Source organism: Paraburkholderia diazotrophica, assembly GCF_038900755.1.
In the GTDB taxonomy this organism is placed as follows: domain Bacteria; phylum Pseudomonadota; class Gammaproteobacteria; order Burkholderiales; family Burkholderiaceae; genus Paraburkholderia; species Paraburkholderia diazotrophica_A.
Genome location: NZ_JBBPEN010000001.1, coordinates 216635 through 238595 on the forward strand (window position 1 = coordinate 216635; position 21961 = coordinate 238595).

The window sequence follows — 21961 nt, forward strand, 5'->3', positions numbered from 1 at the left end:
CTTTACTCCTGATGTTGTGTCACGCGTTCTTTGCGCGCGGTATGAAGAGCCAGCACGGCGTCCACGAAAGCGTGCGCGCTGCCGACGTAATGAGCGGGATCGAGCAGACGTCGCAGTTGATCGACGGGCAGGTGCCGGGTGACGGATGCATCGGCAGCCAGCACGTCGAAGAGCGTCTTGCCGGATTTCACCGTTTCCTTCGATGCCTGCTCGACGAGATGATGCGCATCGAGCCGGCCGATCTTGTCGCCGAGCGCGAGCATCACCGCTTCGCCGAGAATCAGACCGTGCGTCACGTTCAGATTCTCCGCGAGCCGCTCGACGTTCACTTGGAGTCCCTTCGCGATCTGCTCGATGTTCGCGAGCGCGCCACCCGTGAGACGCGCGAGATCGGGCAGCGCGTCCCACTCGGCCTGCCAGCCACCGAGCGCGCGTTCGTGCTCCTGCACCATGCCCGCGAACACCGTCGCGACCAGACCGGGCGCGCGCGTTGCCGCCGTCAGCACCGCCGCGCAGCCGACTGGGTTGCGCTTGTGCGGCATCGTCGACGAACCGCCCTTGCCGGCCGCAGCCGGTTCGCCGAGTTCACCGAGCTCCGTCTGCATTTGCAATGAGATGTCGCGCGCGATCTTTCCGAGCGTACCGATCAGCATGCCGAAGAATGCCGCCGTTTCGGCGATGCGGTCGCGCTGCGTGTGCCACGGCACAGCGGGCGTATCCAGTTTCAACTCTTTTGCCAACGCTTCGGCAACCGCGCTTCCTTTGTCGCGCAGGCTCGCGAGCGTGCCCGCAGCACCACCGAATTGCAGCACGAGCACGCGTTCGCGCAGCGCGTCGAGCCGTTCGCGATGACGCAGCAGCGCATCGAGCCATTGCGCGAACTTCAGGCCGAGCGTGATAGGCAGCGCCTGTTGCAGCCACGTGCGGCCGATCATCGGCGTCGCGCGATGCTGCTGCGCGAGCGCGGCGATCGCATCGCATGTCGACGACAAAGCGCTGTCGAGCAGATCGAACGTATCGCGCAGTTGCAGCACCGTCGCCGTATCGATGATGTCCTGGCTCGTCGCGCCCCAATGGACGAACTTCGACGCTTCCGCGTCGGCGTCTTTCACGCGCGCGGTCAACTGCTTGACGAGGGGAATCGCGAGATTGCCGCCGAGCGCGGCATCGCGTGCGAGCGCATCGGCATCGAGTTTTTCAGCATGACACGTCGATTCGATCGCGGCGACGGCCGACTGCGGAATCACGCCGTGCGCAGCCGATGCGCGCGCAAGCGCGGCTTCGACGTCCAGCATCCGTTGCAGCGTCGCGCGCGGCGACCAGATGTCGTTCATCGGCGGCGTGCCGCAGATCAGGATGGTCAGGCGGGCGCTGGCTTCTAGCATGATGGTCAGTGCTTCGGGATGAAAGCGCGTCGATATCGCGCCTGAATGCGGCGCCTGAAAGCGCGCGACGTTCGGCTTCATTGTCGCTGAACGCCGTGCGGAGGTCACGCGCGCTCTTGCGCGCGTTTTCCCGCGCTTTCCTTCAGGCGGAGGCGTGGCCTTGCGCGAGCCTCAAGCCGCGCGAGCCTGCTGCGTGCCGTCGATCAGCGCGACGCCCGTCAGCTTTTCCAGTTCCGCGAAGTCGATATCGGAGAAGATTTCGCGCACGACGAGGCCGTCCTTCGTCACGTCGATCATCGCGAGGTCCGTATAGATACGGTCGACGCAGCCGACGCCCGTCACAGGATACGAACACTCCGCGACGATCTTGCTTTCGCCCTGCTTCGTCAGATGCTCCATCATCACGAACACCTGCTTCGCGCCGATGGCCAGATCCATCGCGCCGCCCACAGCGGGAATCGCGTCGGGCGCGCCCGTGTGCCAGTTTGCGAGATCACCCTTCGACGACACCTGGAACGCACCGAGCACGCAGTAGTCGAGATGGCCGCCGCGCATCATTGCGAACGAATCCGCGTGGTGGAAGAACGCACCGCCCGTCAGCAGCGTGACGTGCTGCTTGCCGGCGTTGATCAGCTCGTCGTCTTCCTCGCCTTTCGCGGGCGCCGGGCCCATGCCGAGCAGGCCGTTTTCGCTGTGCAGGAAGATTTCCTTGTTCGCGTCCAGGTGGTTCGCCACCAGCGTCGGCACGCCGATGCCGAGGTTCACATAAGCGCCTTCAGGAATGTCCTGCGCGACGCGCTTCGCCATTTCATCGCGGGTCAGTCGTTTCATGTCGTTCTCCTTCCTTCAGGCGGCTTGCTCGGGACGCTGCGATTGATGCGCCGCTTGCGGCACTTCGACGATGCGCTGCACGAAGATGCCCGGCGTCACGATCACTTCGGGATCGAGCGCGCCGAGCGGCACCACTTCCGATACCTGCACGATCGCCGTCTTCGCGGCGCTCGCCATGATCGGCCCGAAGTTGCGCGCGGTCTTGCGATAGACGAGGTTGCCCCAGCGGTCGCCCTTGTAGGCCTTGATCAGCGCGAAATCCGCGTGCAGCGGCGATTCCAGCACATAGTGCTTGCCGTCGATCACGCGCGTCTCCTTGCCTTCGGCGAGCTTCGTGCCGTAGCCCGTCGGCGTGAAGAAGCCGCCGATGCCCGCGCCCGCCGCGCGGATGCGCTCGGCCAGATTGCCTTGCGGCACGAGTTCCAGTTCGATTTCGCCGGCGCGATAGAGCGCGTCGAATACATACGAGTCGGTCTGACGCGGGAACGAGCAGATGATCTTGCGCACGCGCTTCGCGTTGAGCAGCGCCGCGAGGCCCGTGTCGCCGTTGCCGGCATTGTTGTTGACGATCGTGAGTTCTTTTGCGCCCTGCTCGATGAGCGCGTCGATCAGTTCGGAAGGCATGCCCGCCGTCCCGAAGCCGCCGATCATGACGGTCGCGCCGTCATGCACGTCGGCGACCGCCGACTGGAGTGACTCGAAAATCTTGTTGATCATGTCGAATTTCCTCTGGAACGCGTCGTTCCGCGCGCCGCGTAACCCGCCAACCGCTCGACGGATTTGCGCGCCGGACGGTCTCCACGTCCGCTTTCGTCCTTCACGCCCTGCTGACGGCATGCAGACCTGCTGCAGGCCGCATGAGTTTGGTTCGCCTTCCGCTTCTGCCGCGCACTGAATGCCCGAAAAGTTCTTTATACGAACACAGTTTCGTTTAGCGAACGTACCGGCGCATTATGGTTTGCGCGCGCGTCTCTTGTCAAGGCAACGGATTCGTGGTTTGCCCTACGCGGGCGTTGCGTGACGTTGGGTTTCGCGCGCCCGTCCATCGGCGAACGCGAGTCCCGCATCATTCTCCGCCCACATCCGCGAGGCCGCATCGGAACGCATCAAGCCGTCGTCGGCGCTTTCCCTGATATACGGCAGCGCGATTGCCAGGCTACGTTGTATACGTTTTTTCGATACTGCGCGGGCCATCGCAAAGCCCGCGCCCCAGCATGGCCGAACTCGATCTCAACCTGATCCCCTACCTCGTCGCGCTCGAAGACATGCGCAACGTGAGCCGCGCCGCCGAGCGTCTCGGCGTGAGCCAGCCGCGCGTGAGCACCGCGCTCGGCCGGCTGCGCGAGTACTTCAACGATCCTTTGTTCGTGCGCACGTCGCGCGGCATGGAACCGACGCCGCGCGCGCTCGCGCTGATTCCCGCCGCTCGCGAGGCGCTCGCGCGCATCGAAAAAGGCATGCTCGAAACGCAGGACTTCGATCCCGCGACATCGACGCATACCTTTTCGCTCGCGCTGTCCGATGTCGGCGAGATCGTGTTTCTGCCGCGCCTGTTGCAGCTTTTCGCCGAGCGCGCGCCGCATGCCAACCTGCGCTCGGTGTCGCCGCCGCCCGCGCTAGTCGAACGCGGCCTCGAATCGGGCGACATCGATCTGGCCGTCGGCTACTTTCCCGATCTGTCCGGCAACAACTTCTTCCAGCAGCGCCTCTTCACGCACCGCTTCATCTGTCTGCTGCGCAGCGATCATCCGCTCGCGGGCGCGCCGCTCACGCTCGAACAGTTCGTCGGCCTCGGGCACGCCGTCGTGCGCGCCGAAGGACGCAGCCAGGAAGTGCTCGAACGGTATCTGGAGAAAAAGCGCATTCGCCGCCGCGCCGTGCTGGAGACGCCGCACTTCATGAGCCTGCCGTTCATCCTTGCGCGCAGCGATCTCGTCGCGACGGTGCCGCACGCGATCGGCTTCGCCTACGTATCGGAACACGCGTCGATCACGCTGGTCGAACCGCCCTTGCCGTTGCCCCGTTTCGACTTGCGCCAGCACTGGCATCGCAAGTTTCACAACGATCCGCGCGCGAGCTGGCTGCGCAGCGTCGTCGCGGAACTGTTCAACGATGCGAAAGACGAGTGGCCGAAGTAGCGCATCGAAGTGGCTCCCGAACGCACGGATATCCATATCGGGCGTGGGGTCGCGAAACATGGAACAATGCCCCAACGTACGATGCGCGTTTTACTGGAACTGGAGCGAGGGATGACTACGAAGACAAAAACACCCGCCGTCACACCCAACCGTCCGACCCGCGAGGAAGCCGAAGATGCGGTGCGCGTGCTGCTGCGCTGGGCCGGCGACGATCCGCGGCGCGAAGGGCTGATCGATACGCCGGCGCGCGTCGTGCGTGCGTATGAGGAATTTTTCGCGGGCTACGACGTGGAGCCGCGCGACATTCTCGCCCGCACGTTTTCCGAAGTGGACGGCTACGACGAGATGATCGTGCTGAAGGACATCCGCTTCGAGAGCTATTGCGAGCATCACATGGTCCCCATCATCGGGCGCGCGCATGTCGCCTATTTGCCCGAGCATCGCGTGGTCGGCATTTCGAAGCTCGCGCGGCTCGTCGATGCGTTCGCCAAGCGTCTGCAGATTCAGGAAAAGATGACCGTGCAGATCGCCGATACGCTCAACGAAGTATTGCAGCCGAAGGGAGTCGGCGTGATTCTCGAAGCGTCGCATCAATGCATGTCGACGCGCGGCGTACACAAGGCGGGCGTCGAGATGGTCACGTCACGCATGCTCGGCACGTTCCGCACAGACCCGTCGACGCGCCGCGAGTTTCTGTCGATCGTCAACAGCCCGACTTCGGTGAGCGTGGCGAACACCTGAGCGGCTTGCAGCGCCGTTCTTTCCGACATGCATTCGGACGCGCCGCTGCATCGAAATGTCGTAACGCCGCGTCGCCAGCCCTAACCGGCCGCGCGACGCGCGCTCATCGGCCTGCGTTGCCCGAATGTGGCGAGCAACATGGCCATGAGCACGCACGCAACGCCCATCAACTGCGCCCGGCTAATCGGCTCGTGCAGCACGCCGGCCGCAAGCGCAAGTGTCGATACGGGCACGAGCGCCGTCACGAGCCCCGCCTCCGCGCCGCTCACACGCGCCGCGCCCGCGTACCACAGCACGAAACCCAGCACCGTCGGCACCAGCGCGTAATAGACGACGCCCGCAAGCGCCGCCGTCAGGCTCGCGTCAAACGGCAGACGCCACGGCGCTTCGAAGCATGCGGGCACGATGGCGACGAGAAAGCCGATCCCGCTCATCAGCGCCGACAGCGGCAATGCGGCGACAGGCGCACGCAGCTTGCGGTTGAGCAGAATGAACAGCGCCTCGCAGACGACGGCCGCGAACACCAGCGCGTTGCCCGCAAGAGAATGCGCGCCGCGCGACGCCGTCAGATCGTCGAGCCGCACGGTGCAGGCGAGCACGCCGCCTGTCGCGAGCACGATCGCGCCGAGCAGCGCGGGCGACGGCCGCTCGCCGAGCGCCAGTGCGGCCACCGTCGCCGACACGGCCGGCAGCGTGCCCGCGATCACGCCCGCATCCGCGGCCGAAGCGAGCCGCATCCCGCCGATCAGGCAAACCGTATAGCCGACGCTCCCGGCGCCCGCCTGAGCAATCGCGAGCCACCGGTCGTGCGCATCGAGCTTCGGCCACGGAAGCTTCCGCGCGCGCATCATCGCGATGAAAACCGGGAACGCGATCGCGAAGCGCAGCGCAGTCGCCGAGAACGGCGGCAAGCCGCCCGCGATTGCCTTGCTGACGACGACCGTGCTGCCCACGCCGATCATCGCGAGCGCGCAAAAGACATAGCCGACATAACGCGCATGCATGCCGCGCCTCCTCATATCGAATGATGCGAGGAGCGTATGTTGCGCGCGAGTACGCGGTCTTGAACGTTATTGCAGAACTCTATGCCGAGCGGCCGCGCGAATCAGCGGACAGCAGCCGCGTAGCTCGCAGGCGTGACGCCGAGGAGCCGCACGAACGCGCGTGTCATGTGGCTCTGGTCCGAGAAACCGGCGCAGGCTGCGGCATCCGCGAGCGCCGTCCCGTTGGCGATGAGCCGCCGCGCGAGCGCGACGCGCCGCTGCATCCGGTATGCGTGCGGCGGCAAGCCGACTTCATGCGCGAAGCTGCGCAGCAACTGGAAGCGGCTCATGCCCGCTTCGGCGGCGAGGTCCGCGAGCGTCGCGGACGACGCGGGATCGTCGTCGATGCGGCTTCTTGCCCGGACGATCGGGCCGATGCGTTTGCGTTCAGGTGCGAACGGCGTCGCGTGATGACGGCCCACATATGAGAATAGCGCGAGCAGCGCTTCTTCGCATGCGAAGTCGTCGAAGCGCGTCCGTTCGTTCGCCGCGCTCACCGCTGCCGAATACAGGCGCGTAACGCATGCGGACAGTTGCGGATCGTTCAGCACGGGCCGCGTCAGCTCCACTTCGCGCACGGGCGCATGCGCGCATTCGGCGAGCGTCGCGTACACGAGCGACGGCTCGAAGTAGAGCATGCGCCACGCGCGTCCGTGTTCGTCGAGCGGGCTGCCGTCGTGCACTTCGCCGGGGTTGACCGTGATGACGTCGTTCGCGCGCGCTTCGACGGGGCCGCGCCCGCTTGCCGAACGCTGCCCGCCCGCGATCACGACACCGATGCCGAAGCGATCGTGCGAGTGACGCGCGAACGCATGCGTCGTATGCGCGGCCGTCGCCTCGACGCCGTCGAGCGCACAACGCAGCATCTGGACGCGTCCTCGCGGTTTCATCGTTTCATTCGCTCATATCAAACGGACGCGGTTCGAATGGCGCGATCCATCGCGCGATCGAACATGCATCCATCAACGGCGCCCTTCATCGTTGCGCACGCGTTCGCCTTCGCGGATCTTGCCTTGCGACACGCTGCTGCCAGGCGGCACGCTATGCGTGAGCCACACGTTACCGCCGATCACCGAGCCGCGTCCGATCGTCACGCGGCCCAGAATCGTCGCGCCCGCATAAATGACGACGTCGTCTTCGACGATCGGGTGGCGAGCGTTGCCCTTCACGAGCGTGCCGTCTTCATCTGCGGCAAAGCTTTTCGCGCCGAGCGTGACCGCCTGGTAGACACGCACGCGCTCTCCGATGATCGCCGTTTCGCCGATCACGACGCCCGTGCCGTGATCGATGAAAAAGCTCGGGCCGATCTGCGCGCCGGGGTGTATGTCGATGCCCGTCGCCGAATGCGCGATCTCGTTGATGAAGCGCGCGAGCAGCGGCACGCCGAGCCGATGCAGCGCATGCGCGAGCCGGTGATGCGTCATCGCCCAGATGCCCGGATAGCACAGCAGGATCTCCGTGATGTGCTGCGCGGCGGGGTCGCCGATGTAGGCAGCCTGAATGTCGCTGACGAGCAGCGCGCGGATCGCGGGCAACTGCTTGCCGAAGTCGCGCGCGACATCGAACGCGCGCGCGCTCAGTTCGGCATCCGTGGTCTCGGCGTGCTCGGGCAGAAAGCGCAACGCGCGGCGGATCTGTTCGGCGAGCAGGCGCAACGTGCTTTCGAGCGTATGGCCGACGTAGTAATCGACGCTCTCGTCGGTCAGATCGGGCGCGCCGTAGTGCGTCGGGAAAAGCGCGGCGCGCAATCCGCCGACGATGTTGATCACGGCATCGCGTGATGGCAGCTCGCGAATGCCGCGCGGATGGCGCGTGCGATGCAACTCTTCACGCGACGCGCGCAAATCGGCGACGATCTGTTCGAGGCCCCAGTTATGAGAAGAAACATTTGACATGGCGACAACATCGTTCGCGCGCGAGGCGCGATGAGAGTGAACTGTCCCCGGAGATTACCGCGTTTCGCCGCATGCCGTGCGGCGCTTGTGCGCGTTGCATAAGGCATGCGATGCAAGACGAGCGATGCGGCCCGCGTCACGCGCGGCATCGCACAGCAAGTGAAGTGCTAAAGGGCGCGCAATGCAGTGTTAGACCGTCAGGCTGCTCGCGTCGATCCAGCGCACGGCCCAGTCGCGCGCGTGCGCAATAGCAGCGGCTTCGTCGGTGAAACGGAGGTCAGTGGGGAAGAAACGGTTCGCGACCAGTTCGCCATCGCTGGAACGCGATACGACGACATACGGTTGCCATGTTCCATCGCCCGCGCGCGCCGGCGCGCAGTTAAGCAAGTAGCCACGATGTGTGAATGCAGCATCAACGTGCATGAGTCACCCGCCCCTGACTGCCCCATAGATGGTCCTTATGGTTCTCTCGCGAGTGCAGTGCCGTGGGCTGAAACAGTCCGCGAGGTCGCCGCGGTCATGCTGGATGTTGCTGCGCTCGTCGAACAGGAATCATACTCTGTAGAAATTGGACGTCCACGAAAAAATTAGCAAAAATTTGCCGGTCGCCCGAAAGGCCGTCGCGCGTGGTCCTACAGGTAATCGTACGCTCGCACGGAACGGGTTTTGCTCCTATCCTATGTTTGGGACCACAAGCAAAGGAGGACACGACATGAGCCTCAATACACGCCCGGTGCCCGCGACGCAGTCCGGAACCGCCATGGCGCGCAGCGCCGAAATGCATAACGATCGCACGCACGACAGCACCGTCGATACCGACAGCAAGAACCACGAAGCCGCGCGTATCGCGGGCCATGCGCCCATCGGCCCCGATGAGGTCACGACGAGCAACGCGACGCTCGTCAACAGCGTGCCCGACGATCCGTTCGCGGAGCTGGCGGGGTTCGACAGCCGTATCGGCGGCAACCATCTGCTGCTCGCGCTGGAGCCGGGGTATCGTGTGATCGACAAGGGCATGATCGCGCCCGCGACGGTCGAACGCTTCGACGACCGCTTCCACCGGTCGTATTCGCATACGGGCGATCAGTTGCGCGGACGCATGCACTTCGCGCTCAATCATCAACGGCCGACGCGCGTCATCGAGCTCGAACGCGACGAGTAAGCGTCGTCCGGGCGGCGCGTCTGGCCGTTGATGCGTCGCCGACATTTACAGGCTTTCGCGCGGCTGGCGCTGCGCGCATTTTCGCGTTGTCGTTTCAATCGCGCGTTAGCCGCTCTCGCAACGTTCGTCTGTGCGATAGCTAACGTTTGCGTGTGCTGGCGTAATCATCGCGCGTTGTTTCGTTGGGCATTCGCGCACGCGATTCGAAACCGCTGGTTTCATGACCTCGTCGCTTACATCCCTTTTTCGGCGGCATTGCAGTCCGCATAATCGGTGCATCTCATTGACATCACGGAGCAGCACATGAGCAGAGTCGTCGTGATCGGCGCAACGGGCACGCTGGGCCAGGCCGTCGCCGCCGCATTGAAGGCGCGTCACGAAGTCATCGAAGTGGGCGCGATGCGCGGCGCGCATCAGGTCGACGGCACGGACCCGGCGAGCATCGAACGGCTGTTTCAGGAGATCGGCAACGTCGATGCCGTCGTCACGGCGACGGGCAAAGTCCATTTCGGCCCGCTGACCGGGATGACGATCGAGCAGTTCTGGATCGGTCTGCGCGACAAGCTGATGGGACAGGTCAATTTCGTGCTCGCCGCGCAAAAGTACGTGAACGACGGCGGCTCGTTCACGCTGACGAGCGGCATTCTCGCCGACGAGCCGATCAGCCAGGGCGTCAGCGCGACCACCGTGAACCTCGCACTCGAAGGCTTCGTGCGCGGCGCGGCGATCGAGCTGCCGCGCGGCATCCGCATCAACGTAGTCAGTCCGACCGTGCTGACCGAATCGATGGAAAGTTATGCGCCGTTCTTCCGCGGCTTCGAACCCGTCGACGCAAGCAAGGCCGCGCAGGCCTATCTGCGCAGCGTCGAGGGCGCGCAGACGGGGCGGGTTTATCGCGTGGGCTATTGAGCGGGACTTGTTGAGGCTGGGCTGCTGAACGCGGGGTATTGAGCGTGGGCTATCGCGTCCGGTCCATTTAAGTCCGGTCAACGCGCGCAAGCCCACGCGCACAAGCAAGCGGGCGCCTATGCCCGCTGCTCCTTGACGCGCGACACGATCTGCGTCGGGCTCACGAACTGCAACGCGATCAACACCCAGATCAGCGTAATCGCCATGTAGATCATCGCCATTGCGTCGATCGATTGCGGCGCGCGCACGCCTGTCGAAAACACCGCGTAGTACAACGCGACGACGAGTGTTTGCGTCGATGGCCCCGCTGTGAAGAACGTCAGCTCGAACATGCCGATCGTGCGCACCAGCACGAGCAGGCCCGCCGCGAGCATGCCGGGCACCAGCAACGGCAGCAGCACATAGCGGAAATAGCGAAACGTGTTCGCGCCGAAAATGCGCGCCGCCGACTCCAGATTCGGGTCGATCTGCTCGATGAACGGCGTCATCACGAGTATGACGAACGGCAGCGCGGGCACGAGGTTCGCGAGGATCACGCCGACGAGCGTGCCGGCGAGCCCGATCTTGTACATCACGGTGGCCATTGGAATGCCGTAGGTGACGGGCGGCACCATCAGCGGCAGCAGGAACACGAGCATCGCGAAACGCTTGCCGCGAAACTGCACGCGCGCGAGCGCGTAAGCGGCGGGCACGCCGAGGATGATAGACAGCAGCACCACCGCGCCGACCACTTCCACCGTCACCCACAGCACGGCTGCGAGCTGAAAGTCGCTCCACGCCTGCGCATACCAGTGCAGCGTGAAGCCCTGCGGCAGCAACGTGCCGAACCAGCGCGTCGCGATCGAATTGACGGCGACCGTCGCGATCAGCAACACGATGTTCAACAGGAAGAAAATCATCGCGCCCCAGACGAGTGCCTTGTACACGCGGTCGCGCAGACTGACGTGCGGTTTCATCGACTTCACCGTTTGCCCTTGCGGCGCGGCGGGCCACGGATGCGCGACTTGACGATCGGTTGCCATCAGCCCTTACCTCCCGTCGCCGGTCCGCTGTAGAAGAAGCGGCGCGCGCCCAGCATCGCGGCGACGATCACCAGTTGCACGAATCCCATCACGATCGCAATCGCCGAAGCCAGCGAGTAATCGTAGTTTTCGAACGCAGCCTCGGCGGCAGCGATCGACATCACGCGCGTCGGCCCAGCGGGCGCACCCAGCAGCACCGCCGACGGAAACACCGAAAACGCTTGCACGAACGACAGGCAAGCCGCCATCGTCAGCCCCGGCACCAGCAGCGGCAGATAGATTTGCCGGAACTGCTGCCACGGATTCGCGCCGAGCGTCGCGGCGGCGCTCGCGAGCGTCGGATCGATGCCCGTCACGTACGACAACGTGAGCAGGAACGCGAACGGAAAGCCCGACACGATCAGCGAGATCAGCACGCCCCAGAAATTGTGCGTGAGGCGCACTTCGTCGGTATAGAGATGCAGCCCTTGCAACGCCTGCGGAAACCATCCGTTCGGGCCGAAGTACGTGAGCATGCCGTCGGCGATCAGCACGGTGCCGAGCGTGATAGGAATCACGAGCAAGGTCGTCACGAACTTCTGATACGGCGACGGACGCCGCAGCGCGAACGCGACGGGCACCGACACGCCGACGTTGATCAGCGTCGCGGGCACGGCGAGCTTCAGCGTGACGAGGATGGTCGGCCACATCGACGTGTCGCTGAAGAACTTCGCATAGTTCGCCCACATGCCGCCGCCTTCCATCGGACTGAACGACAGCGCGAGCCCGTAGACGAACGGATAGACGAAGAGCGCAAGGATGAACAGCAAGGCAGGCGACACGAGCCACGCCTTGCCGTCGCGCGGCGCAGCGAGCGCTCGGGAAGCGGCGGACGTCACCGTGCTCATGACGCTTCTCCGTCGTAGACCAGCGTGCGCGCCGGCGGCACGCGCAGCGTGATGCGCTCGCCTTCGGTGAATTCGCCCGCGACGCGCGCCCACAGTTCGCCGAATGCGCTCTTCACGCGAATCAGCGAATCGCGGCCGCCGTACTCGACGGTCGTCACCTGCGCGTCGAACGCGTTCTGCGAACCGGGCGCGGCGCGCTCCATGTCCTCGGGACGCAGCGCAACGGCGACGCGCTTGCTGCTGAAACCGTCCATCGCCGTGCCGATCAGGCGCACGCCGTTTGCCTCGACGGCCACGCCTTCGCCCTGCGTGCCTTCGAGCGTGAACGGCAGCACGTTGCGATAGCCCATGAAACGCGCGACGTGCAGATTCTTCGGACGTCCGTAGACTTCCTTCGGTGTCGCGACCTGTTGCACGACGCCCTCTCGCATCACGACGATGCGGTCGGCCATCGACAGCGCTTCGTCCTGATCGTGCGTCACGTAAATAGTCGCGCGATCCAGTTGCGTATGAATGCGGCGAATCTCGGCGCGCATTTCGATGCGCAGCTTCGTGTCGAGATTCGACAGCGGCTCGTCCATCAGAATCAAAGGCGGCTCGATCACGATCGCCCGCGCAATCGCGACGCGCTGCTGCTGGCCGCCCGACAGCTGGCCCGGCAGCTTCTTCTCGTGGCCGACCAGTTGCACGAGTTGCAGCGCTTCTCGCGCGCGCTTCGTCGTTTCGGACTTCGCGACGCCGCGCATCTTCAGCCCGAAGCCGACGTTGTCGAGCACCGACATGTGCGGAAACAGCGCGTAGTTCTGGAACACCATGCCGAAGCCGCGCTTTTCGGGTGGCAGCACGTCGATACGTTTTTCGTCGAGCCAGATGCCGCCGCCCGACAGCGGCTGCAACCCCGCGATGCAGTTGAGTGCCGTCGACTTGCCGCAGCCCGACGGACCCAGCAACGCGATGAATTCGCCGCGGCGGATATTCAGATCGAGACCCTGCAACGCGGCTACCGGCTGCCCTTCGGCATTGACGAAATTGCGGCAGACGGACTCGAGGCGCAACTGCTCAAATTGATGCTTCATGGTCGCTTCCCTACGATGTTGCATGGCAGCGCCGCGAAGCACGGTCTGCTCGCGGCCCGCCGTCACAATCGCCGATGCGCGCACAACATGCACAACGTGCAAGGTACACGAGCACCGGCTGCCCCGTGTGGCGCGGTGACGGTGCGCTATCGGTCTTATTTCGTCTTCTGCGCGCCGACTTCGCGATCCCACTTCTGGAACGCCGCCACCATCGCCGCCGCGCTCAACGGCAGAACGTGCGGACGATCGGCGAGCAGCTTCGCGTATTCGGGACGGCCGAATTTCTTCAGCACTTCCTGGCTGTGCTCCGGCGCCTGTGCTTCCGTGACGCCCTTGACGGCCGGGCCCGGATAGAAGTAGCCGTCGTCATAGGTCATCGCCTGCTGCGCGGGCTCCAGCATGAAGTTCATCAGCTTGTAGAGCACGTCGAGCTTTTCCTTCGGCACGCCCTTCGGAATCACCATGTAGTGCGCGTCGTTCACCCACGTCATGTTGTCGAACGCCTGCACCTTGAACTCGGCCGGCACAATGCCGAGCGCGCGCGGGTTGATGTCCCAGCCCGTCACCGTCACGGTCATGTCGCGCGTGCCTTCGCCCAGCTCCTTCATCACGGCTGACGTGCCGCCCGGATAGTAAGGAATGCAATCGTTCAGCTGCTTGAGGAACGCCCACGTCTTGTCCCAGCCGTTGACGGGATCTTTCGGGTCTTTATCCCCGAGTACGTACGGCAGACCCATCAGGAACGTGCGGCCCGGGCCGGAATTCGCCGGACGCGCGTAGATGAGTTTGTTCGGATGCGCCTTGCACCACTGGAGCAGTTGCTCGGGCGTCTTGGGCGGATCGCTGACCTTGGCGGGGTTGTATTCGATCAGCGGACCGGCCGGCATGTATGCGACTTCGATGCCAAAGCCTTGCGCGATGTCCTGCATCTTGCGCGGACCCGGCGCGTACTTGTCGAGCACGCCGGGCAGCGCGGCGTTCTGGTCGGGCAGCAGCTTGATCCACAGGTTCTGTTCGATGCCGGCCGCGAGCGCATCGGTGCCCGTCAGCACGAGATCGATGTCCGAGCGGCCGGCCGCCTGCATCGCCTTGATCTTGCCGGGCAATTGCGGCGCGGGCGCGTTCGTGTACGTGATGTTGGAGACGAGATTCGGGTATTTGGCCTTGAAGGCTTCGAAGCCTTTTTGCGTCAACTGAAGATCGCCGGCCACGTCGACGATGTTGAGCGTGACGGCATCGGCCGCCCGCGCCGTTGGTGTGAACCCCGGCGTGAACCCCGCGACTGCGGCACCGACAGCCACGCATACACCTGCCAACCGCACTGACACCCTGCCAGAAAAAATCATTTCGTCTCCTCGCCTCTTGGTATGGAACGCCCGCCGACCAGGATGCGGCGGGTGACGCGCTACGGGCTGCTAGTCAATGAAACATAACGAAGGCGTGGGCATGATGTCAAGCAAATTCTACCCGACGCCCTTCCCGGCAAGACAGGCTTACAGAATCTTCAAATCCTTTTGTGGCAACGATTTCAGCCTGATTGGGCAGCCTGGCCGTTCGTCATAGGGAGAACACTGACACGCGACTTGTTAGGCAACTTTGAACAATCGGCCAGTCGTCGTGCCGAAGGCGCCTTAGTCAGCCGCCGCGCACGCCCTGCGTGTTCACGTACAGCGAATAGAGTCCGTGGCTCGCGGCCATGAAGAGCCGGTTGCGATGCCGGCCGCCGAAGCACACGTTCGCGCAGCGTTCCGGCAGCGCGATGTGCCCGAGCACTTCGCCTTGCGGCGAGAACACGCGCACGCCGTCGAGCTCGTCGGTGCCCATGCCCCAGCCACACCACAGGTTGCCGTGGATGTCGACGCGAAAGCCGTCCGGCGTGCCTTGCTGCGCGTCGATCAGCACGCGATTGTTCGCAAGCGACTGGCCGTCGCCGGCGACATCGAACGCACGGATCGTGCGCGGCTTCGAGCGCGACTCGACGATGTACAGCACCGACTCGTCCGGCGAGAACGCGAGCCCGTTCGGTCCGATTACTTCGTCGCAGACCATCGTCACTTCGCCCGTCTGGCCGTCGACGCGATAGACGTTCTGCGGCAACTCGGCTTCCTGCTTTTCGCCTTCGTAGAAGCTGTCGATGCCGAACGACGGATCGGTAAACCAGATCGAGCCGTCCGATTTCACGACCACGTCGTTCGGCGAGTTGAAGCGCTTGCCCTGGTAGCGCTCGGCGATCACCGTGATCGAACCGTCGTATTCGGTGCGCGTGACACGGCGCGTCAGATGCTCGCAGGTGACGAGCCGCCCTTCGCGGTCGCGCGTGTTGCCGTTCGCGTTATTCGACGGCCGGCGAAACGGCGTGATGGCGCCCGTCTCCTCGTCCCAGCGAAGGATGCGATTGTTCGGAATGTCGCTCCACAGCACATAGCGACCGTCGCCGAACCAGACTGGCCCCTCCGACCAGCGCGCGCCCTGGTACAGGCACTCGACGGAAGCCGATGCCAGGCGCAACGTGTCGAAGCGGGGATCGAAACTGCGAATGGAAGGATCGGGATAGCGTCGGTGATTGGCGGGTTCGGTCATGGCGCTGTCGGCGCGAACGCCGGGCGTCGATTGGAATCGACGCCCGGTATCCGGCGGTCTCTTTGTCGAATTGATTGTTGTTGGATGCAGCCGCGCGCTTGCTCTCGCGCTTACGCTTGCACAGGCTTGCCGTCCTGCAAACGCCAGAGCTTCAGCGGATTCTCATCGCGCAGCGATTGCGGCAGCAGATCGGCGGGCAAATCCTGGTAACAGACGGGACGCAGGAAGCGTTCGATAGCCGTTGCGCCGACCGACGTCGCGCGCGAATCGGACGTCGCCGGGTACGGCCCGCCATGCACCATCGCATACGACACCTCGACGCCCGTCGGGAAGCCGTTCGCCAGGATGCGGCCGGCCTTGCGCTCGAGCGTCGGCAGCAGTTGCCGCGCGATGTCGTAGTCGTCGGCTTCGAGGTGCAGCGTCGCCGTCAACTGGCCTTCGAGGTATTCGGCCACCTTGACCATTTCTTCGATGTCCGTGCAGGTGACGATCAGCGATGTCGGCCCGAAGATTTCGTCCTCCAGTTCGGTGGACGCGAGGAAATGCATCGCTTCCGTCTGGAACAGCGCAGGCAACGCCGCGCATGTGGCATCCGACGACGTGCCGCGCGCGATGCTCTGCACGCCGCGCTGCTCGGTGCGATGCGTGACGCCGTCCTGGTACGCGTTCGCGATGCCCGGCGTCAGCATGGTCTGCGCGCTCTTTTGCGCGAGCGCTTTCGCGGCGGCGTCGATGAATGCCTTCTTGTGCGGGCCTTCGAGAAGCAGCACGAGACCGGGGTTCGTGCAGAACTGGCCGACGCCGAGCGTCACCGATTCGACGAAGCCCGTCGCGATCTGCTCCGCGCGCTGCGCGAGCGCGCCGGGCAGCACGAACATCGGATTGATGCTGCTCATCTCGGCGAACACGGGGATCGGCTCGCGGCGCTTCTGCGCAAGATTCACGAGCGCGAGACCGCCACTGCGCGAGCCCGTGAAGCCGACCGACCGGATCGCGGGATGTTGGACGAGCGCCTCGCCGATCTCGTTGCCCGCGCCGATCACGAGCGAGAAAACGCCTTCGTGCAGGCCGCAATCGGCGACGGCTTTCTGGATCGCGCGGCCGACCAGCTCGGACGTGCCGAGATGCGCCGGATGCGCCTTTACGACGACGGGACAACCCGCCGCGAACGCCGACGCCGTGTCGCCGCCCGCGACCGAAAACGCGAGCGGAAAATTGCTCGCGCCGAATACGGCGACGGGGCCCACGGGAATCTTCTGCATGCGTAAGTCGGGGCGCGGCAACGGCTTGCGGTCCGGCTGCGCGGAATCGATCGTCGCGCTCAGCCAGCGGCCTTCGCGCACGAGCGATGCGAACAGCTTCAGTTGCCCGACGGTGCGCGCTCGCTCGCCTTCGAGCCGCGCTTTCGGCAGCGCGGATTCGGCCTGCGCGCGCTCGATCAGCGCGTCGCCGAGCCCGAGAATGTTCTCAGCGATCGTCTCAATGAAATGCGCGCGCACTTCGAGCGACGTTTGACGATACGGGTCGAAAGCGAGCGCGGCCAGCGCGCACGCACGGTCTACCTCGACCGTGCCGCCCGCGCCGAACTCGGGTTCGATTTCCATGTTGCGCGCCGGGTCGAACGCGCGCAGCGTGCCTTTGGTGCCGCGCACCGCCGACCCGCCGATCAGCATGTCACCGGTAATCTGCATGTCCAGCTCCTGTCGATGGCCGCGCGACGCGGATCATGTCGCATCGCGCGGCCTGGAATCCAAATAGTGGGTGTGCGACGTCATGAATGGGCGGACGATTCCGCGAGTCGCCGCTCGAAGTCGAGCAAGGCCTGCGTCGCAGCTTCGATCTTCGCATGATGTTCGGGCGGCGTCGAACTCAGCAGCGGCAGAATCGGCCCCATGTCCGCGAGCTTCGACAACGTCACCGCGTCATGCAGCACGCGGATCAGCGAGATCTCGTCGCGCAGGGTTTCGAGCGGCATGAAGGCGTCGTAAAGACGCTGTGCTTCGCCGTCATCATCTGCCGCTGCATGGGTGGTGTTGTTCGCCTTCGCCGCGCGCAGCAAAGCCATCACGGCATGCGGCGCGATGCAGCCCGAGCCCGTCGTCCATGCGGCGAGACCGAATTTCCGTACATGCGCGAGCGCCGGCCGCTCGCCCATTCCTGATATCACCTTCGACGGACTCACGTTTTGCAGCAGCCGGCGAAGGTAATCGTCACGTGATGGATCGTCGCGAACGATCGCGTACTTGACAGCAATGAGCGTGCCGCGCTCGACGAGCCGCGCGAGCGCATCGACGCTCACGTAGTTCTCGCTCTTGATGTAGAGCGTGAGCGGAATGCCTGCGGTGTCGGCGATGCGCGTGAGCCCCGCCTCGACGCCTTCGGACGTCGTGAAGCCCGGCAACGGCAGGACCATCGCGGTCCGGTACGGTGTGCGCGCGAGAATGCGCGCCTGGTCGAGCATCTTCCCGTAATCGGGGCCGATGGCGGGAATTACACGCGTCGCGGAACCGGCGAGCGCGGCGAGCATGTCCAGCAACTCGCGATACTCACTGACGGCAACGTGATACAGGTTCGCATTGCCGCCATAAAGCAGCGTACGGATCCCGCCCGCCTCGATGTGACGGATCAGCTTCTGGTTTTCGCCGGCATCGAGAGTCAGATCGGCGCGGCGCGCAAGCGGAGGAACCGCCATTACACTGGCGGCGAATTCGCTTTCGAGAATCGGGGACACGTTCATGGGACGGCTCGCAACAGGGACGATCACCCGCGCAAGTTAGCATCGCGTCGCCAATGTTGTCAAACAACTTTGGGATTGCGCGCCCCAGTGCGCACCGTGCCTGGAAACGACTTTCATCATACTAATAAACGCTCGCGCGCTGCGCTCCAGACGTCGATTTCGAAAAATTCTGGTATGACAACGCATCGAAAATAACGGCGCATTTGATTCAAACCTTTTCGTAATCTATTCCGGACCCTGACGCCCCGCGTATTTAATACCGATTCAACACGTGCAAGTGCTTTTCAAATGACGCGCTTAAAAGAACGGCTGTTTGCCAAGCCAGGAGCGGATTGCGCCACTTAATGCCCTATTTCGCCAAGCCGGTTTAATCGACTATCCCGTCAAGCTTCTTTTTGGGGCAAAAAATGAAGAAACCCGAAATCGTCTATCGCCATTTCGCATTAAAAGGCTAATAATGGTGATAAATTGATGTGCCACGAATCATGAGTATCCGCAGCATCGGCATGGCCAGAGCCCGCTCCGCTGCGAACCTCGAGAGATAGAACCTTGCCGCAACATTTCATTGAGCAGATGTCGCCTTTGCTGCAAGCGGAGAACGACGTCACCTGGTTCCGCGAAGTCGCACGTCTCGCCGACGGGTGGGGCTTCGATCGCGTGCTGGTCGGGATCCTTCCGCGCCCGGGCATCCGGCTGGAAGACGCGTTCATTCGCAGCACGTACTCGCCGACCTGGCGGCAGTTCTACAACGCGCATGGTTTCGCGCACATCGATCCGACTGTTGCGCACTGCATGACGCGCTCGTCACCGCTGATCTGGTCGCCTGACCTCTTTTCGACCTACCCACAGCAGACGATGTACGAGGAAGCCCGGGCATATGGTCTGCGCGCGGGCGTGAGTCTGCCCATTCATGGGCCTAGACAGGAATCGGGCTTGATCTGCTTCGTGAACGATCGGAATCCGACCGACGAATTCTGGAGCCATCTCGATGTCGTGCTGCCGAACCTGGTGCTACTGCGCGACCTGATCATCGACACGAGCCAGCCCCATCTGGAGGCTCACACGCAAGCGCTGGTGCCGAAGCTCACGCCGCGCGAGCAGGAATGCCTGAAATGGACAGCGCGCGGTAAGTCCACTTGGGAAATTTCGCACATTCTCAATTGTTCGGAGGCGGTAGTGAACTTCCATCTCAAGAACATTCGCGCGAAATTCGGTGTGAACTCACGGCGCGCAGCCGCCGTGATTGCCACGCAGCTCGGTCTTATTGATCCAGGCTGATCAGCTCACGGGCTTCCGGATTGTGGAGCACCTTCTCTGCTCTGCCCAGATCGCCGTCCGTGACCGTTTTCGTGAAGTACAGACCCAGCAGGATCGATACGGGAGCCGGAATTTCCGCGCCCGATTCGAAGCGGCTGCCGCGTGACTGCGTCACGCCGAAGCGCGCCCAGAACTGGCGCTGGCTCTCTTTCTTTTTCTTGCGGTACGCGATGATAAGCACGCGATCCACAGTGGACGACGGCTCTGAACTACGGCTCTGGACGGTCGGTTGAACGTTTGCGTGAACACCCGATTGCCAATGATTTTGAAGTTCCATGATGTTTTCCCCTGATGATTGGCTGCCTCGTCTCAATTTTGTGATCCCCGTGCCCACTTAACACCTATCCAGGTGAATAGGTGTTTTTTTTATCCGAAATGCATACGTTTCCTGCGTACCGCTACCACGTAAGGAGCACACCATGCATACCGCGATTCGGATTGGCACACGGCAAGAGTTCGACAACGACAACATCAACGAGATGTACCGGCTGCGCGCCCGCGTCTTCCGGGACAGGATGGGGTGGGACGTTCCGACCATCGCGGGCATGGAGATCGACGGCTACGACGCGCTCGGCCCGTACTACATGCTCATCCAGAACGGAGACCGGCACGTCTGTGGCTGCTGGCGGCTGATGCCGACGGAAGGGCCGAACATGCTGAAGGACACGTTTCCGCAATTACTGGATGGTCAGGCGGCGCCACTCGGACGGCATATATGGGAATTGAGCCGCTTCGCTATCGAAACGGACGGCGCGCAAACGTTTGGCTTCGCAGATTTGACCATGCACGCGATTCACGAACTGGTGACTTTCGCGGACCGGATGGGCATCACCCGTTACGTGACCGTGACGACCACGGCGATCGAGCGGCTGTTGCGCCGCACGGGCATCGAAGTCACGCGCCTCGGGCCGCCGGTGAAAATCGGTGTCGAGCGGGCGATCGCACTCGACATCACCGTCGACGCAATTCGCGCCGCCGTCTGCAAGCCGATGCCCGTCGCGGCCTGACGGACGTACGCCGCTACGCTCTCGCGCCGGCTCGGTATCGGAGGTATTGAGCCTGAGGCGACGGCGGGACGGTTGCGATGCGCGCAGGCTCACGGTACGTCTCGCGCAGCGCGACGCGTTCGGCCGCTTCGCTCGAGCCGATTGCATCGCACGCGGTGTGCCGCACGGTTTCGGTAGCGACGTCGGAAGGGGATTCACTTCTTTGCGATCCCTTTGCGATACGGCGCGAGGCGCGCCGCATTTTTCAGGCGGGGGAAAACAGCGCCGCGTTTCACACGACCCGTCGAGGCGCAAAAGTCAGGAGCCGAACATCCGGTCGCGCGCATGCTCCAGATGCAGGCGCATCGCGTGGCCGGCGCCCGCCCCGTCCTTGCGACGGATCGCGTCGAGCACGGCGAGGTGCTCGGCCTGCACGAGCCGCTGCCGCTCCAGCGTCTTCACCAGCGACAGATTGCGCGACAGGTTCATGCTGAACACGATCTGCTCTTCGATGAACCCCATCATCGTGATGAAAAACTGGTTCTTCGAAGCGCGCGCAACGGCCACGTGAAACGCAAAATCGTCCTTTGCGCCGATGCCCTGCGTCTCGATCACGCGCTCCAGTTCATCCCACGCGTGCTGGATCGCGGCGATGTCGTCGGCGTCGGCCATTTGCGCGGCAAGCTCGGCTGCGCCCGATTCCGTCACGATGCGAAATTCGTAGCAGCGCCGGATATCGGACAGCGTTTCCAGCGGCGCGAAGCGGCGCACATCGGGATCGGGCCGGCGCGCGACCGTCGTGCCGGAGCCATGGCGCGTCACGATGATGCCGTCCGCGCGCAGACGGGCCAGCGCCTCGCGCACGGTCGGCCGCGACGTCTCGAAACGCTCCGCGAGCGCGTGCTCGGTCGGCAGACGCTCGCCTTCCTTGTATTCCCCTTCGAGAATCCGGTTGAGAATATCGCTGTAGATCTTGTCCGGCAGACCTGTCGATTTACGCTCGTTCATCGTCGAAGGGTGCAGCTTGTCAGAGTAGATTTTAATTGTAAGGCAAATAATGCACGCTGCCAGGCGGAATCGACGGGCGACTGCGCTGGAAAGCGTGTCTTGGCGCGCATGCCGCCAGTATGAACGACCGCACGCCCGACGGCAAAATTTGGCAAATGTCCGATTAACATCTGCGCTTTCCGGCGCCGAAAGCGCGCATTTTTCGGCGATCGTTTAAGCTGCAAGCGCGATCGGGGCACAATTT

General features: G+C 63.7%; 22 protein-coding genes. 6 read left to right on the forward strand and 16 right to left on the reverse strand.

The window, feature by feature from the left end:
• Positions 1 to 2 precede the first annotated feature (2 nt).
• The 3 genes from AABE10_RS01000 to AABE10_RS01010 form a co-directional block, all read right to left on the reverse strand.
• A complete protein-coding gene (locus tag AABE10_RS01000) occupies positions 3 to 1385 on the reverse strand; it encodes a 3-carboxy-cis,cis-muconate cycloisomerase (protein WP_342932222.1) in 1383 nt (460 codons plus the stop codon).
• 171 nt (positions 1386 to 1556) lie between these two features.
• Positions 1557 to 2216, reverse strand: coding sequence for a 3-oxoacid CoA-transferase subunit B (locus tag AABE10_RS01005; protein WP_342931442.1), 660 nt, complete (start codon positions 2214 to 2216; stop codon positions 1557 to 1559).
• 15 nt (positions 2217 to 2231) lie between these two features.
• Positions 2232 to 2933 carry a 3-oxoacid CoA-transferase subunit A gene (locus AABE10_RS01010; RefSeq protein ID WP_152758285.1) on the reverse strand — a complete coding sequence of 234 codons (702 nt, stop codon included), beginning with the start codon at positions 2931 to 2933 and terminating at the stop codon, positions 2232 to 2234.
• Between the two features lie 497 nt (positions 2934 to 3430).
• On the opposite strand from AABE10_RS01010, the gene AABE10_RS01015 reads away from it, so the two are divergent.
• Both AABE10_RS01015 and folE read left to right on the forward strand, forming a co-directional pair.
• Positions 3431 to 4354 carry a LysR family transcriptional regulator gene (locus AABE10_RS01015; RefSeq protein ID WP_342931443.1) on the forward strand — a complete coding sequence of 308 codons (924 nt, stop codon included), beginning with the start codon at positions 3431 to 3433 and terminating at the stop codon, positions 4352 to 4354.
• 111 nt (positions 4355 to 4465) lie between these two features.
• A complete protein-coding gene (folE, locus tag AABE10_RS01020; RefSeq protein WP_342931444.1) occupies positions 4466 to 5095 on the forward strand; it encodes a GTP cyclohydrolase I FolE in 630 nt (209 codons plus the stop codon).
• A gap of 80 nt (positions 5096 to 5175) precedes the next feature.
• On the opposite strand, the gene AABE10_RS01025 is transcribed toward folE, so the two are convergent.
• The 4 genes from AABE10_RS01025 to AABE10_RS01040 form a co-directional block, all read right to left on the reverse strand.
• Positions 5176 to 6099 (reverse strand): DMT family transporter, encoded by a 924-nt coding sequence (locus tag AABE10_RS01025; RefSeq protein ID WP_342931445.1) that lies wholly within the window; start codon positions 6097 to 6099, stop codon positions 5176 to 5178.
• A gap of 101 nt (positions 6100 to 6200) precedes the next feature.
• Positions 6201 to 7028 carry an AraC family transcriptional regulator gene (locus AABE10_RS01030; RefSeq protein WP_342931446.1) on the reverse strand — a complete coding sequence of 276 codons (828 nt, stop codon included), beginning with the start codon at positions 7026 to 7028 and terminating at the stop codon, positions 6201 to 6203.
• A 72-nt stretch (positions 7029 to 7100) separates the two neighbouring features.
• On the reverse strand, positions 7101 to 8033 hold the full coding sequence (gene epsC / locus AABE10_RS01035; RefSeq protein WP_342931447.1) for a serine O-acetyltransferase EpsC: 933 nt from the start codon (positions 8031 to 8033) through the stop codon (positions 7101 to 7103).
• 189 nt (positions 8034 to 8222) lie between these two features.
• Positions 8223 to 8456, reverse strand: a complete 234-nt coding sequence (locus tag AABE10_RS01040; RefSeq protein WP_090864124.1) for a hypothetical protein — start codon at positions 8454 to 8456, stop codon at positions 8223 to 8225.
• A gap of 289 nt (positions 8457 to 8745) precedes the next feature.
• Between AABE10_RS01040 and AABE10_RS01045 the strand changes: the two genes are divergently transcribed.
• Together AABE10_RS01045 and AABE10_RS01050 are read left to right on the forward strand one after the other, a co-directional pair.
• Positions 8746 to 9195: a DUF3005 domain-containing protein gene (locus tag AABE10_RS01045; RefSeq protein ID WP_342931448.1), complete on the forward strand. Its 450-nt coding sequence runs from the start codon at positions 8746 to 8748 to the stop codon at positions 9193 to 9195.
• 303 nt (positions 9196 to 9498) lie between these two features.
• Complete coding sequence (locus AABE10_RS01050) at positions 9499 to 10104, forward strand: short chain dehydrogenase (protein WP_342931449.1); 606 nt, start codon at positions 9499 to 9501, stop codon at positions 10102 to 10104.
• Positions 10105 to 10220: 116 nt separating this feature from the next.
• Here AABE10_RS01050 and AABE10_RS01055 read toward each other — a convergent pair whose 3' ends face one another.
• The 7 genes from AABE10_RS01055 to AABE10_RS01085 form a co-directional block, all read right to left on the reverse strand.
• A complete protein-coding gene (locus AABE10_RS01055) occupies positions 10221 to 11126 on the reverse strand; it encodes an ABC transporter permease (RefSeq protein WP_342931450.1) in 906 nt (301 codons plus the stop codon).
• Complete coding sequence (locus AABE10_RS01060) at positions 11126 to 12013, reverse strand: ABC transporter permease (RefSeq protein WP_090864117.1); 888 nt, start codon at positions 12011 to 12013, stop codon at positions 11126 to 11128. Before AABE10_RS01060 ends, AABE10_RS01055 begins: the two co-directional genes overlap by 1 nt.
• The gene (locus AABE10_RS01065) at positions 12010 to 13089 is read right to left on the reverse strand and encodes an ABC transporter ATP-binding protein (protein WP_342931451.1); all 1080 of its coding nucleotides are present in this window, start codon (positions 13087 to 13089) and stop codon (positions 12010 to 12012) included. The genes AABE10_RS01060 and AABE10_RS01065 overlap by 4 nt, the downstream gene beginning before the upstream one ends.
• A 155-nt stretch (positions 13090 to 13244) precedes the next feature.
• Positions 13245 to 14435 carry an ABC transporter substrate-binding protein gene (locus tag AABE10_RS01070; protein ID WP_342931452.1) on the reverse strand — a complete coding sequence of 397 codons (1191 nt, stop codon included), beginning with the start codon at positions 14433 to 14435 and terminating at the stop codon, positions 13245 to 13247.
• 289 nt (positions 14436 to 14724) lie between these two features.
• Positions 14725 to 15669 (reverse strand): SMP-30/gluconolactonase/LRE family protein, encoded by a 945-nt coding sequence (locus AABE10_RS01075; protein ID WP_342931453.1) that lies wholly within the window; start codon positions 15667 to 15669, stop codon positions 14725 to 14727.
• A 110-nt stretch (positions 15670 to 15779) separates the two neighbouring features.
• Positions 15780 to 17360 carry an aldehyde dehydrogenase (NADP(+)) gene (locus tag AABE10_RS01080; protein WP_342931454.1) on the reverse strand — a complete coding sequence of 527 codons (1581 nt, stop codon included), beginning with the start codon at positions 17358 to 17360 and terminating at the stop codon, positions 15780 to 15782.
• Between the two features lie 80 nt (positions 17361 to 17440).
• Positions 17441 to 18406, reverse strand: a complete 966-nt coding sequence (locus AABE10_RS01085; RefSeq protein ID WP_342931455.1) for a dihydrodipicolinate synthase family protein — start codon at positions 18404 to 18406, stop codon at positions 17441 to 17443.
• Positions 18407 to 18979: 573 nt separating this feature from the next.
• On the opposite strand from AABE10_RS01085, the gene AABE10_RS01090 reads away from it, so the two are divergent.
• Entirely contained in the window at positions 18980 to 19684 is a 705-nt protein-coding gene (locus AABE10_RS01090) for a LuxR family transcriptional regulator (RefSeq protein ID WP_342931456.1), read from the forward strand.
• Here the strand turns inward: AABE10_RS01090 and AABE10_RS01095 are convergent.
• A complete protein-coding gene (locus AABE10_RS01095; RefSeq protein ID WP_342932223.1) occupies positions 19668 to 20000 on the reverse strand; it encodes an XRE family transcriptional regulator in 333 nt (110 codons plus the stop codon). The two genes, AABE10_RS01090 and AABE10_RS01095, sit on opposite strands and share 17 nt — an antisense overlap.
• 142 nt (positions 20001 to 20142) lie before the next feature.
• Here AABE10_RS01095 and AABE10_RS01100 point away from each other — a divergent pair, with 142 nt between their 5' ends.
• Positions 20143 to 20730 carry an acyl-homoserine-lactone synthase gene (locus AABE10_RS01100; RefSeq protein WP_342931457.1) on the forward strand — a complete coding sequence of 196 codons (588 nt, stop codon included), beginning with the start codon at positions 20143 to 20145 and terminating at the stop codon, positions 20728 to 20730.
• 297 nt (positions 20731 to 21027) lie between these two features.
• Here AABE10_RS01100 and AABE10_RS01105 read toward each other — a convergent pair whose 3' ends face one another.
• The gene (locus AABE10_RS01105) at positions 21028 to 21717 is read right to left on the reverse strand and encodes a FadR/GntR family transcriptional regulator (protein ID WP_342931458.1); all 690 of its coding nucleotides are present in this window, start codon (positions 21715 to 21717) and stop codon (positions 21028 to 21030) included.
• Positions 21718 to 21961: the final 244 nt, after the last annotated feature.